Annotated in this window: 20 protein-coding genes and 3 tRNA genes; 11 read left to right on the forward strand and 12 right to left on the reverse strand. The window is 31.6% G+C overall.

The window, feature by feature from the left end; genetic code table 11:
• Positions 1-3 precede the first annotated feature (3 nt).
• Both NZD85_RS10260 and scpA read right to left on the reverse strand, forming a co-directional pair.
• Positions 4-513: a hypothetical protein gene (locus NZD85_RS10260; RefSeq protein WP_188319383.1), complete on the reverse strand. Its 510-nt coding sequence runs from the start codon at positions 511-513 to the stop codon at positions 4-6.
• A gap of 76 nt (positions 514-589) precedes the next feature.
• Positions 590-2,722, reverse strand: a complete 2,133-nt coding sequence (scpA, locus tag NZD85_RS10265; protein ID WP_260541712.1) for a methylmalonyl-CoA mutase — start codon at positions 2,720-2,722, stop codon at positions 590-592.
• Between the two features lie 174 nt (positions 2,723-2,896).
• Here scpA and NZD85_RS10270 point away from each other — a divergent pair, with 174 nt between their 5' ends.
• Positions 2,897-3,940 (forward strand): hypothetical protein, encoded by a 1,044-nt coding sequence (locus NZD85_RS10270; RefSeq protein WP_260541713.1) that lies wholly within the window; start codon positions 2,897-2,899, stop codon positions 3,938-3,940.
• A gap of 60 nt (positions 3,941-4,000) precedes the next feature.
• On the opposite strand, the gene NZD85_RS10275 is transcribed toward NZD85_RS10270, so the two are convergent.
• A complete protein-coding gene (locus tag NZD85_RS10275; RefSeq protein WP_171623492.1) occupies positions 4,001-4,270 on the reverse strand; it encodes a hypothetical protein in 270 nt (89 codons plus the stop codon).
• Between the two features lie 223 nt (positions 4,271-4,493).
• Between NZD85_RS10275 and era the strand changes: the two genes are divergently transcribed.
• From era to NZD85_RS10290, 3 genes are all read left to right on the forward strand, one after another.
• Complete coding sequence (gene era, locus NZD85_RS10280) at positions 4,494-5,381, forward strand: GTPase Era (protein WP_171623491.1); 888 nt, start codon at positions 4,494-4,496, stop codon at positions 5,379-5,381.
• A gap of 110 nt (positions 5,382-5,491) precedes the next feature.
• A complete protein-coding gene (locus NZD85_RS10285) occupies positions 5,492-6,280 on the forward strand; it encodes a universal stress protein (RefSeq protein ID WP_171623490.1) in 789 nt (262 codons plus the stop codon).
• Positions 6,281-6,364: 84 nt separating this feature from the next.
• Complete coding sequence (locus NZD85_RS10290) at positions 6,365-7,609, forward strand: DUF445 domain-containing protein (protein ID WP_260541714.1); 1,245 nt, start codon at positions 6,365-6,367, stop codon at positions 7,607-7,609.
• A 52-nt stretch (positions 7,610-7,661) separates the two neighbouring features.
• On the opposite strand, the gene NZD85_RS10295 is transcribed toward NZD85_RS10290, so the two are convergent.
• The 3 genes from NZD85_RS10295 to NZD85_RS10305 form a co-directional block, all read right to left on the reverse strand.
• The gene (locus tag NZD85_RS10295) at positions 7,662-8,132 is read right to left on the reverse strand and encodes an ecotin family protein (RefSeq protein ID WP_260541716.1); all 471 of its coding nucleotides are present in this window, start codon (positions 8,130-8,132) and stop codon (positions 7,662-7,664) included.
• A 118-nt stretch (positions 8,133-8,250) separates the two neighbouring features.
• A tRNA-Asn gene (locus tag NZD85_RS10300) sits at positions 8,251-8,324 on the reverse strand.
• Between the two features lie 137 nt (positions 8,325-8,461).
• The gene (locus NZD85_RS10305; RefSeq protein ID WP_260541717.1) at positions 8,462-9,136 is read right to left on the reverse strand and encodes a TIGR02117 family protein; all 675 of its coding nucleotides are present in this window, start codon (positions 9,134-9,136) and stop codon (positions 8,462-8,464) included.
• Positions 9,137-9,238: 102 nt separating this feature from the next.
• Here NZD85_RS10305 and NZD85_RS10310 point away from each other — a divergent pair, with 102 nt between their 5' ends.
• A complete protein-coding gene (locus tag NZD85_RS10310; RefSeq protein WP_260541718.1) occupies positions 9,239-9,967 on the forward strand; it encodes a GLPGLI family protein in 729 nt (242 codons plus the stop codon).
• A 30-nt stretch (positions 9,968-9,997) separates the two neighbouring features.
• Here NZD85_RS10310 and NZD85_RS10315 read toward each other — a convergent pair whose 3' ends face one another.
• Both NZD85_RS10315 and NZD85_RS10320 read right to left on the reverse strand, forming a co-directional pair.
• A complete protein-coding gene (locus NZD85_RS10315; RefSeq protein WP_171623485.1) occupies positions 9,998-11,569 on the reverse strand; it encodes an Rne/Rng family ribonuclease in 1,572 nt (523 codons plus the stop codon).
• A gap of 213 nt (positions 11,570-11,782) precedes the next feature.
• A complete protein-coding gene (locus tag NZD85_RS10320; RefSeq protein WP_092909071.1) occupies positions 11,783-12,079 on the reverse strand; it encodes an HU family DNA-binding protein in 297 nt (98 codons plus the stop codon).
• A gap of 83 nt (positions 12,080-12,162) precedes the next feature.
• Here NZD85_RS10320 and mutY point away from each other — a divergent pair, with 83 nt between their 5' ends.
• From mutY to NZD85_RS10350, 6 genes are all read left to right on the forward strand, one after another.
• The gene (gene mutY / locus NZD85_RS10325) at positions 12,163-13,203 is read left to right on the forward strand and encodes an A/G-specific adenine glycosylase (protein ID WP_225532486.1); all 1,041 of its coding nucleotides are present in this window, start codon (positions 12,163-12,165) and stop codon (positions 13,201-13,203) included.
• A gap of 35 nt (positions 13,204-13,238) precedes the next feature.
• Positions 13,239-13,688, forward strand: coding sequence for a single-stranded DNA-binding protein (locus tag NZD85_RS10330; RefSeq protein WP_171623483.1), 450 nt, complete (start codon positions 13,239-13,241; stop codon positions 13,686-13,688).
• A gap of 15 nt (positions 13,689-13,703) precedes the next feature.
• Positions 13,704-14,312 carry a gliding motility lipoprotein GldD gene (gene gldD / locus NZD85_RS10335; protein ID WP_225532485.1) on the forward strand — a complete coding sequence of 203 codons (609 nt, stop codon included), beginning with the start codon at positions 13,704-13,706 and terminating at the stop codon, positions 14,310-14,312.
• A 73-nt stretch (positions 14,313-14,385) separates the two neighbouring features.
• Positions 14,386-15,696: an RIP metalloprotease RseP gene (gene rseP / locus NZD85_RS10340; RefSeq protein ID WP_260541720.1), complete on the forward strand. Its 1,311-nt coding sequence runs from the start codon at positions 14,386-14,388 to the stop codon at positions 15,694-15,696.
• Between the two features lie 65 nt (positions 15,697-15,761).
• Positions 15,762-15,835, forward strand: a tRNA-Asn gene (locus NZD85_RS10345).
• A gap of 58 nt (positions 15,836-15,893) precedes the next feature.
• Positions 15,894-15,967, forward strand: a tRNA-Asn gene (locus NZD85_RS10350).
• Positions 15,968-15,998: 31 nt separating this feature from the next.
• On the opposite strand, the gene meaB is transcribed toward NZD85_RS10350, so the two are convergent.
• From meaB to NZD85_RS10370, 4 genes are all read right to left on the reverse strand, one after another.
• Positions 15,999-16,970: a methylmalonyl Co-A mutase-associated GTPase MeaB gene (gene meaB / locus NZD85_RS10355; RefSeq protein ID WP_260541722.1), complete on the reverse strand. Its 972-nt coding sequence runs from the start codon at positions 16,968-16,970 to the stop codon at positions 15,999-16,001.
• 172 nt (positions 16,971-17,142) lie between these two features.
• Positions 17,143-17,769, reverse strand: a complete 627-nt coding sequence (locus tag NZD85_RS10360) for a helix-turn-helix domain-containing protein (RefSeq protein ID WP_260541724.1) — start codon at positions 17,767-17,769, stop codon at positions 17,143-17,145.
• Between the two features lie 298 nt (positions 17,770-18,067).
• Positions 18,068-20,167, reverse strand: coding sequence for a ferrous iron transport protein B (feoB, locus tag NZD85_RS10365; protein WP_260541726.1), 2,100 nt, complete (start codon positions 20,165-20,167; stop codon positions 18,068-18,070).
• Positions 20,167-20,433, reverse strand: coding sequence for a FeoA family protein (locus NZD85_RS10370; RefSeq protein WP_225532484.1), 267 nt, complete (start codon positions 20,431-20,433; stop codon positions 20,167-20,169). The genes feoB and NZD85_RS10370 overlap by 1 nt, the downstream gene beginning before the upstream one ends.
• Positions 20,434-20,555 lie beyond the last annotated feature (122 nt).

Below are 20,555 nucleotides of genomic sequence, written 5' to 3' on the forward strand. Positions count from 1 at the left end.
TGATTAAAGTTTTTTCCAACTTTTATCTGAGATTTTCGAAACATCAAAATCAGAAGTAGTGATAAAAAGAGGCGTAATTTCTACAATTCGTTTTATTTGAGTTGTTCTCAAGTTTGATTCTGGGCAAAATGTTTCAAATAATACTATTTTTTCAGAGTCAGAAGAGTTTGATTTGTAAAGCGTTTCTTTAATTTTTTTGTCAACTTTCCAATTTGTACAACTTCCAATGTTATAATATTCAAAGGCTAATAAAGGAAGTAAGCTAAATATAATGCCTAAGATAAATTTCATCACATTCATAAAACTCCAACCATTTTTATTTTTAATAGAAAGTAGAAACAGGATATAAATGCTGACAGCTGTAGCAAAGGTTAAAATCTTTGGGAATAGTTTTGCAAACTCATGATTCGCAAATTCTAAACTAATAAAATCTCCAATTAAAAAGTATCCAATAAACCATAAAATAAAAATTGTACAGATGATTAAGATAATATTTCGAAGAGTTTTATTCATATCGCTTGTTGGTTTGTGTGGTATAAATATAAAAATATTCCTGTCAATAGACAGGAATACTTAAACTAAAATAGATTTATTTATAAGATTTCAATAAATTCTCTAAAATTTCGCACGCACATTCTGCTAAATTGGTTCCTGGACCAAAAATCGCATCTGCGCCATTTTGATAAAGGTAATCATAATCTTGACGTGGGATAACACCACCGACAACAATATATACATCATCTCTACCTAATTCTTTTAATAGTTTTACTACTTCTGGCACTAATGTTTTGTGTCCTGCAGCTAAAGAAGAAATTCCTAAAATGTGAACATCATTTTCAATTGCTTGTTTAGCAACTTCTGCTGGTGTTTGAAATAATGGCGAAATATCGACATCAAATCCCATATCAGCAAATGATGTTGCAACAACTTTAGCACCGCGATCGTGACCATCTTGTCCCATTTTTGCGACCATAATACGAGGGCGACGACCATCCTCTTCTGCAAACTCGTCTGCTAAATTGCGAGCTTCTTCAAATTTATTCATTTTTCCTGCTTCCATAGCATAAACCCCTTGAATTCCTCTTGTAATTGCTTTGTGACGACCAAAAATAGTTTCTAAAGCATCAGAAATTTCACCTAACGTTACACGACGACGAGCCGCTTCGATAGATAATTCTAATAAATTTCCTTCACCTGTTTCAGCAGCTTTTGTTAATTGCGCTAATATCTCTTGAACAGCTTCGTTATTACGCTCTGCTTTTATTTGATTTAATCGATCAATTTGTTTTTGACGAACAGTTGTGTTGTCAACTTCAAGAATTTCAAACTCTTGTTGTTCTAATTTCGAACGATAGGCATTAACACCTATAATTGAAACTTCGCCAGAATCTATTTTGGCTTGTTTTTTTGCAGCAGCTTCTTCAATACGCATTTTCGGGATTCCCGCTTCTATCGCTTGTGTCATTCCACCTAATTCGCGAACTTCTTGAATATATTCCCACGCTTGATTTGCCATTTCATTTGTCAATGACTCAATCATAAAACTACCACCAAAAGGATCTGCAGTTCTGCAAATTTGTGTTTCTTCTTGTAAAATGATTTGCGTATTTCGTGCAATTCGTGCTGAGAAATCGGTAGGTAAAGCGATGGCTTCGTCTAATGCATTTGTGTGTAAAGACTGCGTTCCTCCTAATGCAGCAGCTAAAGCTTCGATTGCTGTACGACCAATATTGTTATATGGTTCTTGCTCTGTTAAACTCCAACCTGAAGTTTGACAATGCGTTCTTAGCATTAATGATTTTTTATTTTGAGGTTCAAATTCCTTCATCAATTTTGCCCAAAGCATACGAGCGGCTCTCATTTTCGCAATTTCTTGAGGGAAATTCATTCCAATTGCCCAGAAAAATGATAAACGAGGAGCAAAATCATCAACTTTTAATCCGGCAGCTAATCCAGTTTTTACGTATTCGTAACCATCTGCTAATGTATATGCCATTTCCAAAACAGGAGTAGCTCCAGCTTCTTGCATATGGTAACCTGAAATAGATATAGAATTGAATCGCGGAATGTTTTGAGAAGTATATTCGAAAATATCAGCAATGATTTTCATCGAAGGTGTTGGTGGATAAATGTATGTATTACGTACCATGAATTCCTTCAAAATATCATTCTGAATTGTACCCGAAAGTTGTTCTTGCGAAACCCCTTGTTCTTCAGCCGCTACAATGTAGAAAGCTAAAATAGGAAGTACAGCTCCGTTCATTGTCATCGAAACTGAAATTTTATCCAATGGAATTTCATCAAATAAAATTTTCATATCCTCTACAGAATCAATTGCTACACCAGCTTTTCCAACATCTCCAACAACACGTTCGTGATCAGAATCATAACCGCGATGAGTAGCCAAATCAAACGCAACTGAAAGACCTTTTTGTCCTGCAGCTAAATTTCTTTTGTAAAATGCATTTGATTCCTCGGCAGTAGAAAAACCTGCATATTGACGAATTGTCCATGGTTGACGAACATACATTGTAGAATAAGGACCACGTAAATAAGGTGCAACACCAGGTAAAAAATCCAATTGTTTTAAATCTTTTACATCATTATAATCGTAATCACTTTTTACCTGTAAGCTATCTAACTCAAATAACTCTATATGTGATGGATTAGAATTTAGATTTCGTTTAAATCTTAAATTCGAAAAATCTGTTTTGTGATTCATCTTGCTAAGATAAATAATAATCTATTAGATTTTATAAAATTACCATTTTTTGAGAGCTCTTTTTTCAACTTTTTTTCAACAACAGCAATAAATATAGAAATTGAAATGCCTTTGGTCAAATTATTGATTGAATTTGATTATCAATATATTAAAACCGCACAAAAAATAGCTATTATGAAATTAGAGTTTAGTAAAAAGAAGATTTCTGAAATTCTAAATGAATTTCAAGATAAGAATACCTTTCAATGGCAGGATGATATTTTTGAATTGATGGAAAAAATCGATGGAAAAAATGAGATGTTTAATTTTCATTATATGAAAGAAGATAATATTTATACGTCAACGTTTAATCGACAGTTTGTAAATGAAACTTTTCAATCATTGAATCATTTTTTAGGATTAAAGAGCGGTGATTCGTCTTTGTTAATTTCATCTGTGTTAGAAAATGAAGGAGAAATATCCCTGGTACAAGCGATAGAAGGAGGATTAGATTTGTATTGTCACGAAGATTCGGATCAAGTGAAAATTCCGTTAACTAACGAGGGTCAAAGCGAAATTGGTTATGCTTTGAATTATGCTTATTTGACAAAAAATCAATTAGAAAATTCATTTGACGATTTAGCTCGAATAGAAAAAATTGCGATCGAAAGTGATCATTTATCACATGAGTTGATTCAGAAATTAAAAGATCATAAAAAAACAAGTTTTTACCAAGTGTTTACCGCAAATGGTTTTCCGATTGCAGTAAAAAATATAGATGATATAGAGTATACTGTTTTAGATAAAATAGAACTTTCTGAAGATGAAAAAGGCCATTTGGTTTTAAGTTCGCCTTATGAAGATGAGTCTTTAAATCTGTATAGACAAGCTGTTATTTCTGATGATCAGAAGAAGTTTAGATGGATTTCAGGAAACGAATGCAAGCTAAATGGAAAAGATGTTGTCAATTTAGAAGTTATAGAAGAGAAACTAAAACCATATATTGATTATAATTTTAGTGTAGTGACTTTTCCGAAGCAAGGAAGTACAGAGGATGTTATTTCTTTGGTGATAGAAAGTCGATTTACAGAACATGTTGATATTCAGAAAAGCGAATTGGAACGCAATGAAGTTCCACAACAAACTTTTTTTATTGGAGAATTTCCAAAAAGTAAGGACAAAGCCGCTATTCGAAAAGAGTTAATTAAATTGTTAAATCAATCAGATGATAATCAATAACAACTAAAATGGGGACACTACATGTAGTGTCCCCATTTTAGTTTAAGTCATAAACAATTATTAGTATTGAATATCAATTAAAGATTTCAAAGGTATCAAAACACCATTTTTAATTTGCAAAAATTTATCCATAACAGACCATACAGTTGTTTCGATTTTCTTTGGACCTTGATCCGTTTGAAAAGTGATATATGCTTTCGATTTGAATTCATTCCCTAATCTAACAGCACCATTCAACTTATTTACTTCTACTGTTACTTCGTCTTTTGGTGCATCTAAAAACTTATAGTTTCTTACTTCTTCTTTTTCAATAAGCTCTGCTTTCATCATTTTTTTAAATTTTGGTTAATTTAATTTTTCCATAACACTTGTATGAAATTAATCATATTTTTCAAAAAACCATAACTTTTGTCATCTTTTTTTGATGTTAATTAGAATTATTCAAAATACAGACCAAAATCAATTTTATGAAACTAAAATTTCATTAGAAGATTAATCTTTTCTTCAACATATTAATCTGAAATAATATTATAGAAATCACTAAATTTGCAGAATGTCAGACGAAAAGAAATTTAAATCCGGTTTTGTAAACATCATAGGTAATCCAAATGTTGGGAAATCTACTTTGATGAATATGTTGATGAAAGAACGTCTTGTAATTGCGACACACAAAGCGCAAACGACACGTCATCGTATCAAAGGTATTTTGACAGGAGAAGATTATCAAATTGTATTTTCTGATACACCAGGCGTATTAGATCCTGCATATGAGTTACAAACCAAAATGATGGACGCCGTAAAAGAGTCGTTGGTAGATGCTGATGTGATTCTTTATGTTGTGGAAATCGGAGAAAAACGTTTGAAAAACGAAGAAGTTTTTGAACGTCTGCAAAAAACATCGACACCCATTATTTTATTGTTGAATAAGATTGATACTGCTACACCAGATCGTTTGAATGAAGCGGTAGAATATTGGCACGAATTATTACCTAAGGCCGAGATTTTGCCCATTTCGGCAAAGGAAAATGTAAATGTCGATTTGTTGATTAATAAAATTAAAGCAATCATTCCAGAAGGTCCGCAATATTATCCAGAAGAACAATTAACAGATCGTTCAGAGCGTTTTATTGTGAACGAAGTGATACGCGAAAAAATTTTATTAAACTATCAAAAAGAAATTCCTTATTCTGTAGAAGTCGTAACAGAGCGATTCAAAGAAGATTTGAATTTAATTTCGATTGAAGCTGAAATTTATGTTGAACGAGATTCTCAAAAAGGAATTATTATTGGACATAAAGGCGAATCGTTATCAAAAGTAGGAAAAGAAGCTCGAGAAGAGTTAGAAAAATTCTTTGATAAGAAAGTATTCCTTAAACTTTTTGTAAAAGTGCGAAAAGATTGGAGAAGCAAAGAAAATGATTTGCGCCGCTTTGGTTATTAAAAACGAATAAAAAATAATAGAGTCTTGAGAAATCAAGGCTTTTTTTATGGATAGACATAATATTAATTGTAAATTTATAAAAAGAATAGAACACATTAATGAATTAAATTATGGCTAAAATATTATTTCCAACGGATTTTTCTGAAACAGCAAACAATGCTTTTTTATATGCTTTAAATCTCGCAAAAGTTTTAAATACAGATATCAAGTTAGTTTCGGTACAACCTAATCTTAGAAATTATCTTGATGTAACAGAAGAAAACTTTGAAAACTATATTAATAAATTAAAAAACATAGCAAAAGAAAATCACTTAGAACATGTCAAAATAGAAAGTTCGTTGATTGTGGGTGACTTATTGTTAATGATTTTAGACATTATCAATAAAGATAATATTCGATATGTTGTAATGGGAACAAATGGACAAAATAGTTTAGGTAAAAAGTTTTTTGGTTCGAATACAGTAAATGTAATCAACAATTCACCCGTTCCTGTGTTGGTTGTTCCAAATCAAGTAAAATTCAAGGAAGAAAGAAATTTTGCTTTTGCAACCTTGTTTCACCAAAACGAATCGAAGGCTTTGGCTGAGATGGAAGAAGTGACAAGTCGTTACGGAAAATTGTTGAATATTGTTCATGTCGATGACAAGTCAATTACACCAGAAATGTTAAACGTTAAAAAAGAATGGCAATCCGAATATCCTGAAGCTATTGTTACGATAGAAACCAACAAAGATGTAGAAGGAGGATTAATTAATTTTTGTACCCAAAACAATATTGATGTTTTAGGAGTTGTACACAGAGAATTAACATCTTTCGAACGCTTGTTTACCATCAATCACAGCCAACGATTATTATCAAGTGCAAATGTAGCATTATTGGTTTTTCAAGAAAGTAAATAAATTATATACATAAATTTGTAAGCGGAGAATTCTCCGCTTTTTTGATTGGCTAAATTTTTGCTTCAATTCTTTCAAAATACGTTTATGACTGAACTTCAGAAAATAAAAAGCCTCAAAAAACATAAAGCAATTGCAACAGGATTATTTATCTTGATGGCTTTTGTTTACTTTTTGATGGTTTATTTGAAACAATATTCTCCTGCAAACTGGATTGGCTATGTAGAGTCATTTGCCGAAGCGGCTATGGTTGGAGCACTTGCAGATTGGTTTGCGGTTACTGCTTTGTTTCGCTATCCATTAGGGCTAAAAATTCCACACACAAATTTGATCGAAAATAGTAAAAATGCAATAGGTGATAATTTGGGGCAATTTGTAACAGATAATTTTTTAATTCCTTCTACTATTCGTCCGTATATCGTTAAGTTAGAAGTGGTGAAATATGCAGCTGATTGGTTGAATAAGCCGACTAATCAAGAAATGTTACAAGTAGAATTGATTAATTTTTTGAAGAAGATTGTCAAAGATTTAGATGATAAAGATGTGGTTGATTTTATCACGTTAAAAGGTGATGAGATTTTAAAACAGTTTGATCTTCCAGAATTGGTTTCAACAAGTTTAGAATATATCCTCGAAAAAGAAAAGCACAATGAAATTTTAGAAGCAATTATTCCGAAAGCCAAAGAATATATCATCGAAAGTGATTTGATTATTAAAGATAAATTAAACGAAAAACATCCTGTCATTTCATTCTTTGCAGGAAAAAAAATCTCAAAAGGAGTAGTGGAAGGAGTGGTGAGTTTTTTGGATGAGGTAGAGAATGACAAAGAACACCCAGTTCGTCATAATATCGAACGAATTATTCGAGAAAATATTTTGAATGTAAAAGAATCGCCCGATTGGAAATTGAAATTAGAATCGCTTCGAGATGAGTTTATCACCAAAGAAAGATTAAATGGATATGCCTCAGATTTGTGGTTGACTCTTAAAGTAAGTCTGACAGAAAGCTTTGATGATCCAAATTCTGCGATACAAGTTTATATCAATAAAAACATTAAAAAATTAACCGAGAATTTGAATGATAACCAAGAAATGATTGATAAAATTAATAGTTGGGTACGTCATTTTATTTACCGCATGATTTTGAGAAATGTGAAAGAAGTAGAAAGTTTGATTAGTAATACAGTCGATAAATGGGAAGGAAAAGAACTGAGCGAAAAGTTAGAATTGGAAGTTGGTAAAGACTTACAATTTATTCGGATAAATGGTACGCTTGTCGGAGGGCTTGTTGGTTTGATTATTTATACTATTACACAATTGGTTTTCCATTAAAATACAAAAGCTCGAGAATTTCTCGAGCTTTTTCAATTTAAAATCTGTAATATTATTTTACCAAGTTAAGTTTTTCATCAGCTTTCCAAATTCTATATTCTAACGTATAACCTTTCGGTACATAAACTACAATTGGCAATTTGCTGTTGTAACGTGTTTGTAAAGACTGAGCGTAGATTGTTTTCTCTACAGATTGATTATCTGGACACATCATCATAGTTCCTCCGACATTCCCATTCGATTCGAAATTAATGTAATTATATCCCCATCCTTCTACTGTTTTCTGATCAAAATTTCCACTTAAGAAAAAACGATTGCACGAATCAACCATTACTTTTTTACCAGCAAAAATTTCAACCGAATAATTTTCTTCGTTCGTTTGAGGTTGAAGAACGATAATTTTTTGTTCGTAACCTTCTTTTGCTTCTGGGTACATCGAATAATCCATTTTATTATTTTTTTGTGCAAATGATACCATAACCATTAATATTGCTAAAATGCTAAATACTTTTCTAAATTTCATCTTAAATTTATTTTTTGTTTTCTACTTGTAAGATGATCTAAGAGGAGAAAAGGTTGTGTGATGTAGTGTTAAATATTTGTAAAATAAAAAAAGACAATCGTAATGATTGTCTTTTTTGCTCCTCCTCTTGGGCTCGAACCAAGGACCCTCTGATTAACAGTCAGATGCTCTAACCAACTGAGCTAAGGAGGAGTATCGTTATCGATATTGTGATGCAAATATAGAGCAAATTTTATTACTTCCAAATCTTAAAACTATTTTTTTTTGCGCTGAAAGTCGCTAAAACAAACAACTCTTTGAAAATGAATTAGAAATAATTTTATTCAACGTTATTTGTAATGATAAAATATCCCTTGTTGGGTTGCTGTCCACAAAGGAGCTTTTTTATTTGCCGCTTTTAAGGCACTTGACGCCCAAGTATTGCACGTAAAAAATAAGCTATAACTTCCTTTCGCTTCATAAAACGCATCACGCTCTCCATAAACTGCATCTGTTTCAACCAATTCTACTTTAGAATTTTGATCCAAATCAAATGAATTTTTAATATATACGATCAGATTTTGATACTCTTCTAAACTCAAAGAGATTCTTTTGCAATCTTCGCCAATTGTCATATTATCATAAAAAGTAGTGTGCATCGCTGAATCTCCTAACCAAAAAGCAGCATTAAAAGCTGTTGTAAATTTAAGATCTTTCCATTCTGGCGTATCCAAATAAAAACCTTTATCTCCCCAACCAAAAGCAATGTATTTATATTCTTTCTTCGATTTTGTATCGGAAAATGGTACGAAAAATGACCAATCAATTGCTTCAGATTTCACAGGAACCACAATATCTGTATGTACACCATTTGTTAAAATATAAGCCGTTATTTGATCTGTTGATTTCTGTTTTTCCTTGTGCACAGGAATTAACGGTAACAAAACCACTGCAAGCAAGTATACCATAACAAGTAATACTAAAGTAGCTAAGGATTTTAGTAGTATTCGTAAGATTTTTTTCATCGTAATGGATTAATTAGCTAAAATAAAGAAAATCGCGAAAAGCTTTTGTTAATTAGTTCTCTATTTTTTTTAGTATATTTAATTCACTTTTCATTAATACAAATGAAATACTTACTATTGCTCTTTATTCCTTTCATGACTTTTGCTCAAGAAAAATTCAAGGTCGAATATGAAATTAGAAATTTTGTAACCATTTCAAATACATCACCCGAAAAGGCAAAACAATTAGAAGAAGCTTATTCAAAACCTAAATTCTATGAATTATTTGTTGATAAAGATAAATGTTTATCCAAAGAACTTCAACGAATTGATAATTCTCAGGGAAGTAGAATGACTATATTTACCGTTGAAGGAGATGTAGTTGACAAACAAACATATTTAGATTTTAATTCTAACGAAAAAATCATTGAAAAAAGCGTTGATGGAAAAGCTTATTTGGTTAGTGATATAATCGAAAATAATGATTGGAAACTTACAAAAGAGACTAAAATTATTAATGGTTATAAAGTAAGAAAAGCTATCTTAAACAACGATATTCATCTTGTAGAAGCTCGGTTTGCAAAGGATATTAAAAGTAAATGTGGACCTAATAAATATAATAATTTACCAGGTTTAATTTTAGAAGTAAAATCTACAGTTATAGAAAAACCAACAACTTTTACAACGATAAGATTAGAATCTATCAAACTTGACAATAAAATATTAATTCAGAAACCGAGTAAAGGGGTTCAAATGAATGATGTGGGATTCAAAGTTTTTATCGGTGATTATTACAGAAAAATTGATGAAAAGTTTAAAGAATCTCAAAAACAAGGTGTTGACAAAACTTAAAAAAACCTGCTCTATTGAGCAGGTTTTTTATTAATTTGATTCGTTGTAAAGTGTATTATGATCTTTATCCAAGAAGTTAAATTGTAAGTATTTGTACGCATCTCTTGGCACAATCTTAATCCACTTTTTATGCTTAAAAAACCATTTCATCTGAATGCTTGGCAATCCATGTTGTAAATAAGCCGCTACGAAAGGATGCACATGCAATGACATTTTTCGTAAATCCTTATCTTTTCTGTCAAGGATATTCAAGAGCACTTGTTCAATTTTATCAATTGTAACGATAGGTGCTTCTACTTCATTCGATTCTTGGTTCGGATTTTCTTCAGTCGTTATAAAATTCACCTCTGGGCGAACTCGTTGTCTTGTGATCTGAATCAATCCAAATTTACTTGGTGGCAAAATCTTATGTTTTGCTTTTTCTTTCGACATTTCAGCTCTCAGATGCTCAAACAATTCTTTTTTATGTTCTGCATCAGTCATGTCTATAAAATCGACCACAACAATTCCTCCCATATCGCGTAAGCGTAACTGACGTGCAATTTCAGAAGCAGCAATTTTGTTTACGGCAAAAGCTGAATCTTCTTGATTTTTAGAGTTACGAGAAATATTTCCCGAGTTTACATCAATTACGTGTAACGCTTCTGTGTGTTCAATCACGAGGTAAGCACCTTTAGATTGAGGAATAGTTACCGTTTTACCAAAAGCTTGTTTGATTTGTCTTTCGACATTAAACTTTTCGAAAATTGGAACAAAAGGATCTTCATATTCTTTCACCAAATTTACTTTATCTGGTGCTATGACTTCCAAATACTCGCGCATTTCGTCAGCTAATTCAGCATCATCAACAGAAATTTTAACAAAATCATCGTTAAAATTATCTCTCAAGATAGAGGAAGCCCTGTCCATTTCACTAAGAATTTTAGAAGGAGCTTTCTTTTTCTGAAGATTTTTGAAAACTTGTGTCCATTTGTTCAATAAATAAGCCAAGTCTGCTTGTAATTCTTCAGCATTTTTATCTTCAGCAACAGTTCTGATGATCACTCCGAAGCCTTCGGGTGTTAAACCTTCTAAAATTTTGATTAAACGATCGCGCTCTGGTTTTTGTTTGATTTTTTGTGAAATCGAAACACGTTCCGAGAAAGGAACTAAAACTAAATAACGACCAGCAATTGAAATTTCAGAAGTAATTCTTGGTCCTTTCGTATGGATTGGTTCTTTTGTAATTTGAACTAAAACGGAATCACCTGGTGCAAAGATTTCTGTAATCAGACCATCTTTGTCAATTGGTTTTTCCATACGGAAGTTTTTCAATTTTTCGGTTTTGTACGTTCCATTTGCTACAATTTTGTTGTAAGCATTTGACGAACGTATTTGTGGACCTAAGTCATGATAATGTAAAAATGCATCTTTCGAATAACCAATGTCAACAAAGGTTGCATTTAAACTGGGAGCTAATTTTTTGATTTTACCCAAGTAAATGTCGCCAACTGCAAAGCCATCATTTGCAGTGTCTTGATGAAATTCCATCAAGCGACCTTCATCTAAAACTGCGATGCGTACTTGATCAGCTAAGGCTGAAATCACTAATTCTTTACTCATCAAAAAATTATGTTTTTAAAAATGATAAAAGCACTTTCCAAAATTTCCATTGAAAAGTGCTATCTTGTAAAAAGACTAAAATTATTAATAGCGAGCTACTAATTATTTTTTCTTTTTGTGTCTGTTAAGACGACGACGTTTTTTGCGTTTGTGCGTCGCTACCTTATGTCTTTTACGTTTTTTTCCGCTTGGCATGATACAATTATTTTATTGTTATTTGATTACGTTTGCTTCACTAGTCTTTACATCTTCGATGAAAGTCTTAGCTGGTTTGAATGTAGGAACGTTGTGAGCTGGAATAATAATAGACGTACCTTTTGTGATATTTCTACCTGTTTTTTCTGCTCTAGTTTTAATAGTAAAAGATCCAAATCCTCTTAAGTATACATTTTCTCCTTCTACTAATGATTTAATCACCTCCTCCATAAACGATTCTACCACTCTTTGAGTATCGCTCTTTTCAAGTCCTAATTTACTTGAAATGTTATTTACTATTTCTGCCTTTGTCATAATTCCTCTTATTATTCTTAAATTTGAAAGCGGGTGCAAATATAACGAATGTATCTCAACAAAAAAACATTTTAATAGTTTTTATGAACTTCAACTATCTGATTTTGTCATATTTTGACAAAAATAAACGAGATTTACCATGGCGTCATACAAAAGACCCTTTTCGCATTTGGTTATCGGAAATAATTCTCCAACAAACAAGGGTTGACCAAGGTATGAAATTTTACAATAATTTCATACAAGAATTTGATACAATTTTTGATTTAGCAAATGCAGAGGAGCAAAAAGTCCTAAAACTCTGGCAAGGATTAGGTTACTATTCGCGTGCAAGAAATTTACATTACACTTCGAAAGTGATTTCTGATGAATTAAATGGACATTTTCCTACAAATTTTAACGATTTAAAAAAACTAAAAGGAATTGGAGATTATACAGCAGCTGCTATTTCATCAATTGTTTACAATGAAGCTGTCCCTGCAGTAGATGGTAATATGTTTCGTGTTTTTGCTCGATATTTTAATATTGAGGATGATATAAGCTCACCTAAAACCAAGAAAATATTTTGGGATTTAGGTTTAGAAATCATTGATAAAAAACGTCCAGGAGATTTTAATCAAGCCGTAATGGATCTTGGCGCAACGATTTGTACGCCTAAACAACCAAAGTGTGAAATTTGCCCTTTAAACGAATCGTGCGAAGCTCTTCGGTTGAATAAAGTGACCGAACTTCCTGTAAAGTTAAAAAAGACAAAAGTGTCGAATCGTTTTTTACATTTTATCATTATCGAAAATGAATCAACAATTGCTTTTTCAAAACGAACGGGTAATGATGTTTGGAAAAATTTATTCACTTTTCCTAAAATTGAAACTGAAACTGATTTATTGGATAAAGGTTGGATTTTAGATCAAAATCTTGAAAATAAACTAACTTTCATAGACGAAGAAAAACATGTTTTATCCCATCAAAATTTATTTATAAAATATTGGAAATTAAATGTATCTTTAAATGAAATAACAAAAATGAAAGCAGAAAATAATTTTGAAATGATTTCTCTAAATGATCTCGAAGATTATCCGCTTCCAAAACCAATAGAAAAATTTATAAATAAACATTATTTGGATTAACTTTGTATGTTACAGGCCACTAAAAATCTATAGCTATGAATGGAACAACGAATAAAGTACTTTTGATTGGGAATTTAGGTGATGATGTAAAATTGCATCATTTTGATGAACAAAATTGCATTGGACGATTTCCTATTGCCACAACAGAATCGTACATTTCGAGGACAGGAGAACGTATTACTGAAACAGAATGGCACAATATTGTGACACGAAATAAGTTGGCAGAATTATGTGATCGTTATCTAAAAAAAGGAGATAAAGTTTTTGTTGAAGGACGTATCAAAACTCGTAAATGGGACGATAATGGACAAATGCGTTATACAACAGAAATTGTTGCCAACTCTATCGAATTTTTAACACCAAAAATTGATCATGAGCAACGACAAGCAATGCAAAACGAACAAAACAAAGTTCAGAAAACACAAGAAAATACAACAATTGAACCTCCTTTTATCGATGAAGGAGAGGACGATTTGCCTTTTTAGAAATTAAATTATTAAATGAATTTTACAAAATCTAACGTTTTACGTTATACCATGAATTTTAAAACTATAATAGCATTATGTAGTAGTGCTATTTTTTTTGTGTCATGTAATAAAAGCGAGGATATCGCCAAGCCTTTGGGACAAGTTCGTCTTGAATATCCTAAGCAAACTTACCTTACATTTAAAGAAAATGTTCCTTATACATTTCAATATTCTAATTTTGGGAAAATTATAGAAGGGAAAAAAACAAACTCTTTTAATATTGTTTATCCAAGCATGAAAGCAACGATTTACTTAACTTATTTTCCAGTTCAATCACCTCAAGATTTAATCATTCAAATTAAAGAAAGTGAAAGCTTTGTACAAGAACAGACGGTTAAAGCCAGCTTTATTTCGCCACAAGAATTTTCTTTTCCAGAAAGAAAGGTTTTTGGTACTATGTATGAGTTAGGAGGAGAATCCGCAATTAACATTCAATTTCATGCAACCGATAGCCTCAAGAATTTTTTGGCAGGTTCGGTATATTTCAAAACTCAACCAAAGCCAGATTCATTAGCTCCTGCAGTTGATTACATCAAGAAAGATGTAAAAAAATTGTTAGAAACCTTAGAATGGAAAAAATAAAATGCGTTGGTAAATAAAAACAATTAATTTTGTAGTCATTTAAAAATTAGAACATAATCAAATTTAAAATAATATGTTAATACAGATAGCTACCTTAATGCTTAGTTTGATGCTTTTAGTAATGTTGCACGAACTTGGACATTATGTTACAGCACGATGGTTTGGCGTTCGAGTTGAACGTTTCTTTTGTTTTTTCGATGTGAAATTTGCCATTTGGAAAAAGAAAATTGGAGATACCGTTTATGGGATCGGTTGGTTACCACTTGGAGGTTATGTAAAACTTTCGGGAATGATTGACGAGAGCATGGATTTGGAACAAATGAAACAAGAACCAAAACCCTACGAGTTCCGAGTAAAACCAGCTTGGCAACGATTAATTATTATGTTAGGTGGTATTATTGTCAATATCATTTTAGCAATGATTATTTATGCTGCACTTTTTATTTCGCAAGGAAAAAGTTTTATTGATGTAAATAAAATGCAATATGGAATTGAAGCAAATGAAACACAAACAAAATTTGGTTTACAGAAAGGTGATATTCCTGTTGGTGTAAATGGTGTAAAATATCAAGCACTAAACGAAATAGGCAAAGAAGCTTTGTTGGGAGGTGAAACTTTAGATGTAAAACGTGATGGACAAGAAGTATCATTACCAATTACAGAAGATTTTAGAACAGAAATCTTGAATGCTAAAGGAAATTTCTTTATTCCGCAAAGTCCAACTGTTGTTGATTCTATCGTGGATAATAGTGCCGCCCAAAAAGCAGGTTTATTAAAAGGTGATAAAATAATTGCAGTGGATGGGTTTACAACACCTTTATTTTCTGATTTTAAAAACAAATTGAAAGATTACAAAGGAAAAACGATTTCTTTAAGTATCGAAAGAAAAGGTGAACCTATTGAATTGATGGTAAATGTAGATAAAGATGGTACAATCGGTTTTAATGCTTCTACTGAATATGTACAATCATTAATTTCGAGAGAAGATTATACAATAGGAGAAGGTATTGCAAAAGGAATTGTAGAGCCTTTTGAAGCAATTGCAACACAAGTACGTGGTATTGGAACGTTATTCCAAGTAAAAGATGGTCGTAAGCAAGTTGCGGGTCCGATTGGAATGGTAAAACAAATGCCAACAGAATGGAACTGGTTATTTTTCTGGTCATTTACAGCAATGATTTCTGCTTGGTTAGCCTTTATAAACTTACTACCAATACCTGGTTTAGACGGTGGACACGCAGTTTTTGCTATCTATGAAATGGTCACTGGAAAAAAACCAAGTGAAAAAGTTTTAGAAAAAGCACAAATGATTGGTGTTGTAATTATCTTAGGATTAATGATTTTCATCTTCGGTAATGATATTATCAATATGATTTTTCAATAAAATTTAAAATATTTTTTGTGGGTGTAAAAAATACTATTATATTTGCACCCACAATTAAGCAACATTCCTCCTTAGCTCAGTTGGTTAGAGCATCTGACTGTTAATCAGAGGGTCCTTGGTTCGAGCCCAAGAGGAGGAGCTTTTTTAGTAAAAAGTCAAACAAAGACTTAAAAATAAATTTACAAAATATCGGATTTTCCTCCTTAGCTCAGTTGGTTAGAGCATCTGACTGTTAATCAGAGGGTCCTTGGTTCGAGCCCAAGAGGAGGAGCAAAAAAGACAATCATTACGATTGTCTTTTTTTATTTTATAGTCATTTCAACTGAATGATTGTTTAGCCAATCTTTAGCCATTTCAAAGGCAGAAATGTGTTTGTTTACTTCAATTGGATGAGCTTTTAAAGCTTTTAAATAATGTTGATTAATCAAATCAATAGTGTATCGCTCAGCTTGTTTTAGTTGCTGATTTTCTCTATTTGAACGATAATAATCGTTTTCATTAATAAATGTAAAATAATCTTGGACCAATTCCCATAACTCAGGAACTCCTTTTCCGATTAATCCAGATCCGATAATCGATTTTCTTTTCCATTGAGATGCTTTTGTTGGTAAAAACTGTAATGAGCGTACAATATCTAATTTTGCGTCTTTCACTAATTTTTCTTGAAATGAATCGGATTTGTTGACAAAAATTAGATCTGCCATTTCCATTATTCCTCGTTTAATCCCTTGTAAATCGTCTCCAGAACCAGGAAGTTGTAGGAAAAGAAAAAGATCTGAAATCTCGTTTACAAGTGTTTCCGATTGTCCAACTCCAACAGTCTCGATTAAAATATTTTCGAAACCAGCAGCTTCGCATAGTAAAATAGCTTCATAGGTACGCGATGTAATTCCGCCTAAAGAGCCATTAGAAGCGCTTGGACGAATGTATGCGTTTTCTTCTCGGGATAGATCTTCCATTCGAGTTTTATCGCCTAAGATACTTCCTTTAGACAAAGAGCTACTTGGATCGATTGCAAGAATAGCAACATTTTCTCCTTGTTGAACGATATACTTTCCTAAAGACTCAATAAATGTACTTTTTCCAACACCTGGAATTCCTGTAATAGCAATCCTTTTAGATGTTTTGGAAGTGGGTAGTAAGCTAATAACTTGATGTGCTAAATTAAGGTCATCTAATCGATTACTTTCCGCAAGTGTAATTGCTCTTGATAAGGCAAATCGATCACCTTCTTTAATTTTTTGTGCAAGTATTTCTGGTTCTATTTTTCGCATAAGACATAATCTTAAATTAAAGATAGAATCTTAATCAAGAATAAAAAAATATAAAGTTAATTTTGATAGGATATTTTATATAGCTCTTCTATTAATATAGATTTTAAAAGAAAGGTATAAATTAAGTTACTGGTTGTAAATGAATAGGATATGTTTTTATAAAACAGAATTATTATTTTTTTTGTTCTTCTTTTATTCTTTTTACAAAAACAGAAGGTGATTCGTTCATAATTTGAGTAAAAATAGTGGTAAAAGTACTATGAGAAGTGAATCCACAGTCACTTGCTAAATAACTCACTTTTGTATTGATGTACTTCGGTTCATTTTTTAAACGGTTGACGATATAGTTTATTCTTAACTCATTCAAGTAAGTATTAAAAGGTTTTTGCCGATGAGTTTTAATCACTTCAGAAAGGTATTTCGTATTTGTTTTAAACTGTTTTGATAGTACAGCAAGATTTATGTCCTTTTTGATAAAATCATTATTTTTCTCAAATTGCTCTAACTTTCGTAACAAATCGTTTTCTGTTTTTGAGGAGATACTCAGATTACTAACGATTTTTTCTTTCCGTATATCTTGTTGTGGAGTAGATTCAGATTCTGTATTTCCTGTTGATTTAATTTCTACAATTTTTTTAGCAGCAACTTCGTTCTTTACAGTTTTTATTTTATCATTATTCGTACTTAACTCAATCTCTTGAATAATTTTATTTTTTTTATTTTTTGAGATAAAGTAAATAATTAAGCCTAAAATGATTAAAGCTGAAATAACGAAAGAAATGATTATCCAATTGTCCATTTTGTAAAATATAATTCCGAATAAATGAAATAAAACTAATTAGAAATCAATAAAATAATTGATAAATACTAATTCTTTTTAGTGTAAAAATACTCCGAAATTTTGAAATAAAAAAGGCTAACTTTATGAGTTAGCCTTTTTCTGAAATTCATTTTTAGTTGGAGAACAGCCACACCCTTTAGAGCAACCTCCTCCTTTTGAACTAAATGAGTTTCTTATTAATTTAACAATATACCAAATAGCAAATCCAAAAAGAAATGCAATAAAGCCATATTGTATCCAAATATTGTCCATAGGATTATTTTAATAAATGATAAGCAATAAATGCAACAATATATGCCAAACCAGTCATAAATCCTGTCTGAATCAGTGTCCATTTCCAAGAATTTGTTTCTCTTTTTACAATCGCGATAGTGCTCATACATTGCATTGCGAAAGCGTAGAATAATAACAACGAAACTCCTGTTGCAAGATTATATGCAGGTTCACCTGTATTTTGGTTGATTTCTGATTGCATACGATGAAGTAAACGATCTTTTTGACCATCGTCTTCCACATCAACTTCGCCTAAACTATAAACAGTTGACATTGTTCCGACAAATACTTCACGGGCAGCAAAGGAAGAAATCAAACCAATTCCCATCTTCCAATCATATCCCAACGGTTCTACAACTGGTTCTATAACTGCTCCTAATCTTCCTAAGTATGAATGTTCTAATTTATAAGAAGCAATTTCATTGGCTAAATCATCTTCATCCATTTTTGGGTGATGAGCAGTAACTATCTCTTCTGCATTTTTAAATTGTTCTCCTGGTCCAAATGTTCCTAAAACCCATAGAATAATCGAAATTGCAAATATTATTTTACCAGCATCAATCAAGAAACCTAATGTTTTTTCCCATACATTAATTCCAACATTTTTCCAATCAGGAAGTTTGTACGTTGGCATCTCTAAAATCAAGAAACTTTTATGTTTTGCTTTTATAATTAAGTTCAGTAAAATAGCACTTCCCAAAGCTCCTACAACACCTAATATGTACATCACAAATAAGGCCAAGGCTTGGTAACTGAAACCAAATATTTTTTCGTCAGGAATTACCAAGGCAATCAGAACGATATAAATAGGCAAACGAGCAGAACACGTCATAAATGGGGTGACAAGTATCGTTAATAAGCGTTCTTTGTCATTTTCGATGTTACGCGCAGACATAATTGCTGGTACTGCACAAGCAGCGCCCGAGATTAATGGTACAACACTTTTTCCACTTAATCCAAAAGGTTTTAACCATCTATCCATCAAATATACAACACGGCTCATGTATCCCGTTTCTTCCATAATCGAAATGAATAAAAACAAAATGGCAATTTGAGGAACAAAAACAGCAATACCTTCTATTCCTGGTATTATAGCGCCGCCAACTATTTCATTGATGGGTCCTTCGGGTAAAAAACTAATTACTTTTTCATCAAACCAACCAAACAGGTCTTCAACCATTGTCATTAATGGAGCTGACCATGCGTAAACAGCTTGAAAGATTAATAATAAAATCCCTAAAAAGATAACATAACCAAAGACTGGATGAATTAAGATTTTGTCAATTTTATCAGTTAAAGTTTCATTTCCTTCGAATTTATAAGAAATGATGGTATTTAATTTCTCCTCTAAAATTTTATTTCGATCTAAAGCTTCTTTTACTTGTAAACGCTTCGAAATAATAGCGTTTTCTTTTTTTATTGCTTCTAATTTATCTTGCTTCTCTTTTGATAGAAAAGGAACTTCTTTTTGCGATAGATATTGCCAAGCTTGATAATTAGAATCTAATTGAAATTCATTTTTTACATTCTCTACGACTGAAAGATATTCTTTCGTGATTGCATAATGATTAGTGTAATCGGTTGCTTTTTTAGTGAAAGCATCTACCAATTCATCGATACCTTCGCTTGTACGAGCGTTTGTTAAGTATATTTTAGTTTGAAGAAAATCTTCTAATTTTGGTAAATCAATGTTAAGGCCTTTGCTCTTGATTTCGTCTTTCATGTTAATGACAAAAATCGCAGGAACATCTAAATCTCGAACTTGTTGATACAATAAAATCGAACGTTTTAAATTTGATGGTTCACCTATAACAATGGCTAAATCAGGATAATGTTTATCGGTTTTGTTTCCTAAAGTTTTGAAAACAATTTCTTCATCCAAAGAACTTGGATAAATAGTATACGTTCCTGGGAAATCTGTAATGAAAAATTTGTTTCCATTTCGTTCAATATTCCCCTCACGTTTCTCTACCGTCACACCAGGATAATTTCCTACTTTTTGACGAAGATTTGTAAGCTTATTAAATAACGAAGTTTTACCAACATTTGGGTTACCAATTAAGGCAATTTTATAATGATTCATTATTTCTTTGTTATCAAGATTTTATCGGCTTCGTTTCTTCTTAATGCTAAAACAGACTTGTTCGATACAATACTGATGCAAATAGGACCACCAAAAGGAGCTTTGTTTTTAACCAGTAAATTAGTACCTGGGACAAAACCCATTTCATAAAATTTTGCAGGAACATCTTCAGTCGTAAAACCAATTACAACAGCTTGTTCACCAATTTTTAAATCTTTTAAAGAATAATTTTCAACCATCTCTACCAATCTATCTTTGATTTTCATTGCAAAGATATGTTATTTTTAATTAATCCAAATAGAAGATATGTCATTGTTTTTTCATCTTTCTAACTAAATTTCAATCAATTCAAGTTCTTAAATTCAAAATTTTGATTATCTTTGCACTC

Origin of the sequence: Empedobacter stercoris (genome assembly GCF_025244765.1) — a bacterium.
Classification (GTDB): Bacteria; Bacteroidota; Bacteroidia; order Flavobacteriales; family Weeksellaceae; genus Empedobacter; species Empedobacter stercoris.

What these genes read in the sequence shown, in the direction of transcription:
- gldD (WP_225532485.1), top strand. Translation starts at nt 13,704, where the DNA reads ATGAATTTTACAAAATCTAACGTTTTACGTTATACCATGAATTTTAAA.
- NZD85_RS10305 (WP_260541717.1), bottom strand. Translation starts at nt 9,136, where the DNA reads ATGAAAAAAATCTTACGAATACTACTAAAATCCTTAGCTACTTTAGTA.
- NZD85_RS10315 (WP_171623485.1), bottom strand. Translation starts at nt 11,569, where the DNA reads ATGAGTAAAGAATTAGTGATTTCAGCCTTAGCTGATCAAGTACGCATC.
- NZD85_RS10370 (WP_225532484.1), bottom strand. Translation starts at nt 20,433, where the DNA reads ATGAAAATCAAAGATAGATTGGTAGAGATGGTTGAAAATTATTCTTTA.
- mutY (WP_225532486.1), top strand. Translation starts at nt 12,163, where the DNA reads ATGAACTTCAACTATCTGATTTTGTCATATTTTGACAAAAATAAACGA.
- NZD85_RS10360 (WP_260541724.1), bottom strand. Translation starts at nt 17,769, where the DNA reads ATGGACAATTGGATAATCATTTCTTTCGTTATTTCAGCTTTAATCATT.
- era (WP_171623491.1), top strand. Translation starts at nt 4,494, where the DNA reads ATGTCAGACGAAAAGAAATTTAAATCCGGTTTTGTAAACATCATAGGT.
- NZD85_RS10320 (WP_092909071.1), bottom strand. Translation starts at nt 12,079, where the DNA reads ATGACAAAGGCAGAAATAGTAAATAACATTTCAAGTAAATTAGGACTT.
- NZD85_RS10285 (WP_171623490.1), top strand. Translation starts at nt 5,492, where the DNA reads ATGGCTAAAATATTATTTCCAACGGATTTTTCTGAAACAGCAAACAAT.
- NZD85_RS10310 (WP_260541718.1), top strand. Translation starts at nt 9,239, where the DNA reads ATGAAATACTTACTATTGCTCTTTATTCCTTTCATGACTTTTGCTCAA.
- NZD85_RS10295 (WP_260541716.1), bottom strand. Translation starts at nt 8,132, where the DNA reads ATGAAATTTAGAAAAGTATTTAGCATTTTAGCAATATTAATGGTTATG.
- NZD85_RS10290 (WP_260541714.1), top strand. Translation starts at nt 6,365, where the DNA reads ATGACTGAACTTCAGAAAATAAAAAGCCTCAAAAAACATAAAGCAATT.
- NZD85_RS10270 (WP_260541713.1), top strand. Translation starts at nt 2,897, where the DNA reads ATGAAATTAGAGTTTAGTAAAAAGAAGATTTCTGAAATTCTAAATGAA.
- NZD85_RS10330 (WP_171623483.1), top strand. Translation starts at nt 13,239, where the DNA reads ATGAATGGAACAACGAATAAAGTACTTTTGATTGGGAATTTAGGTGAT.
- NZD85_RS10275 (WP_171623492.1), bottom strand. Translation starts at nt 4,270, where the DNA reads ATGATGAAAGCAGAGCTTATTGAAAAAGAAGAAGTAAGAAACTATAAG.
- rseP (WP_260541720.1), top strand. Translation starts at nt 14,386, where the DNA reads ATGTTAATACAGATAGCTACCTTAATGCTTAGTTTGATGCTTTTAGTA.
- feoB (WP_260541726.1), bottom strand. Translation starts at nt 20,167, where the DNA reads ATGAATCATTATAAAATTGCCTTAATTGGTAACCCAAATGTTGGTAAA.
- meaB (WP_260541722.1), bottom strand. Translation starts at nt 16,970, where the DNA reads ATGCGAAAAATAGAACCAGAAATACTTGCACAAAAAATTAAAGAAGGT.
- scpA (WP_260541712.1), bottom strand. Translation starts at nt 2,722, where the DNA reads ATGAATCACAAAACAGATTTTTCGAATTTAAGATTTAAACGAAATCTA.
- NZD85_RS10260 (WP_188319383.1), bottom strand. Translation starts at nt 513, where the DNA reads ATGAATAAAACTCTTCGAAATATTATCTTAATCATCTGTACAATTTTT.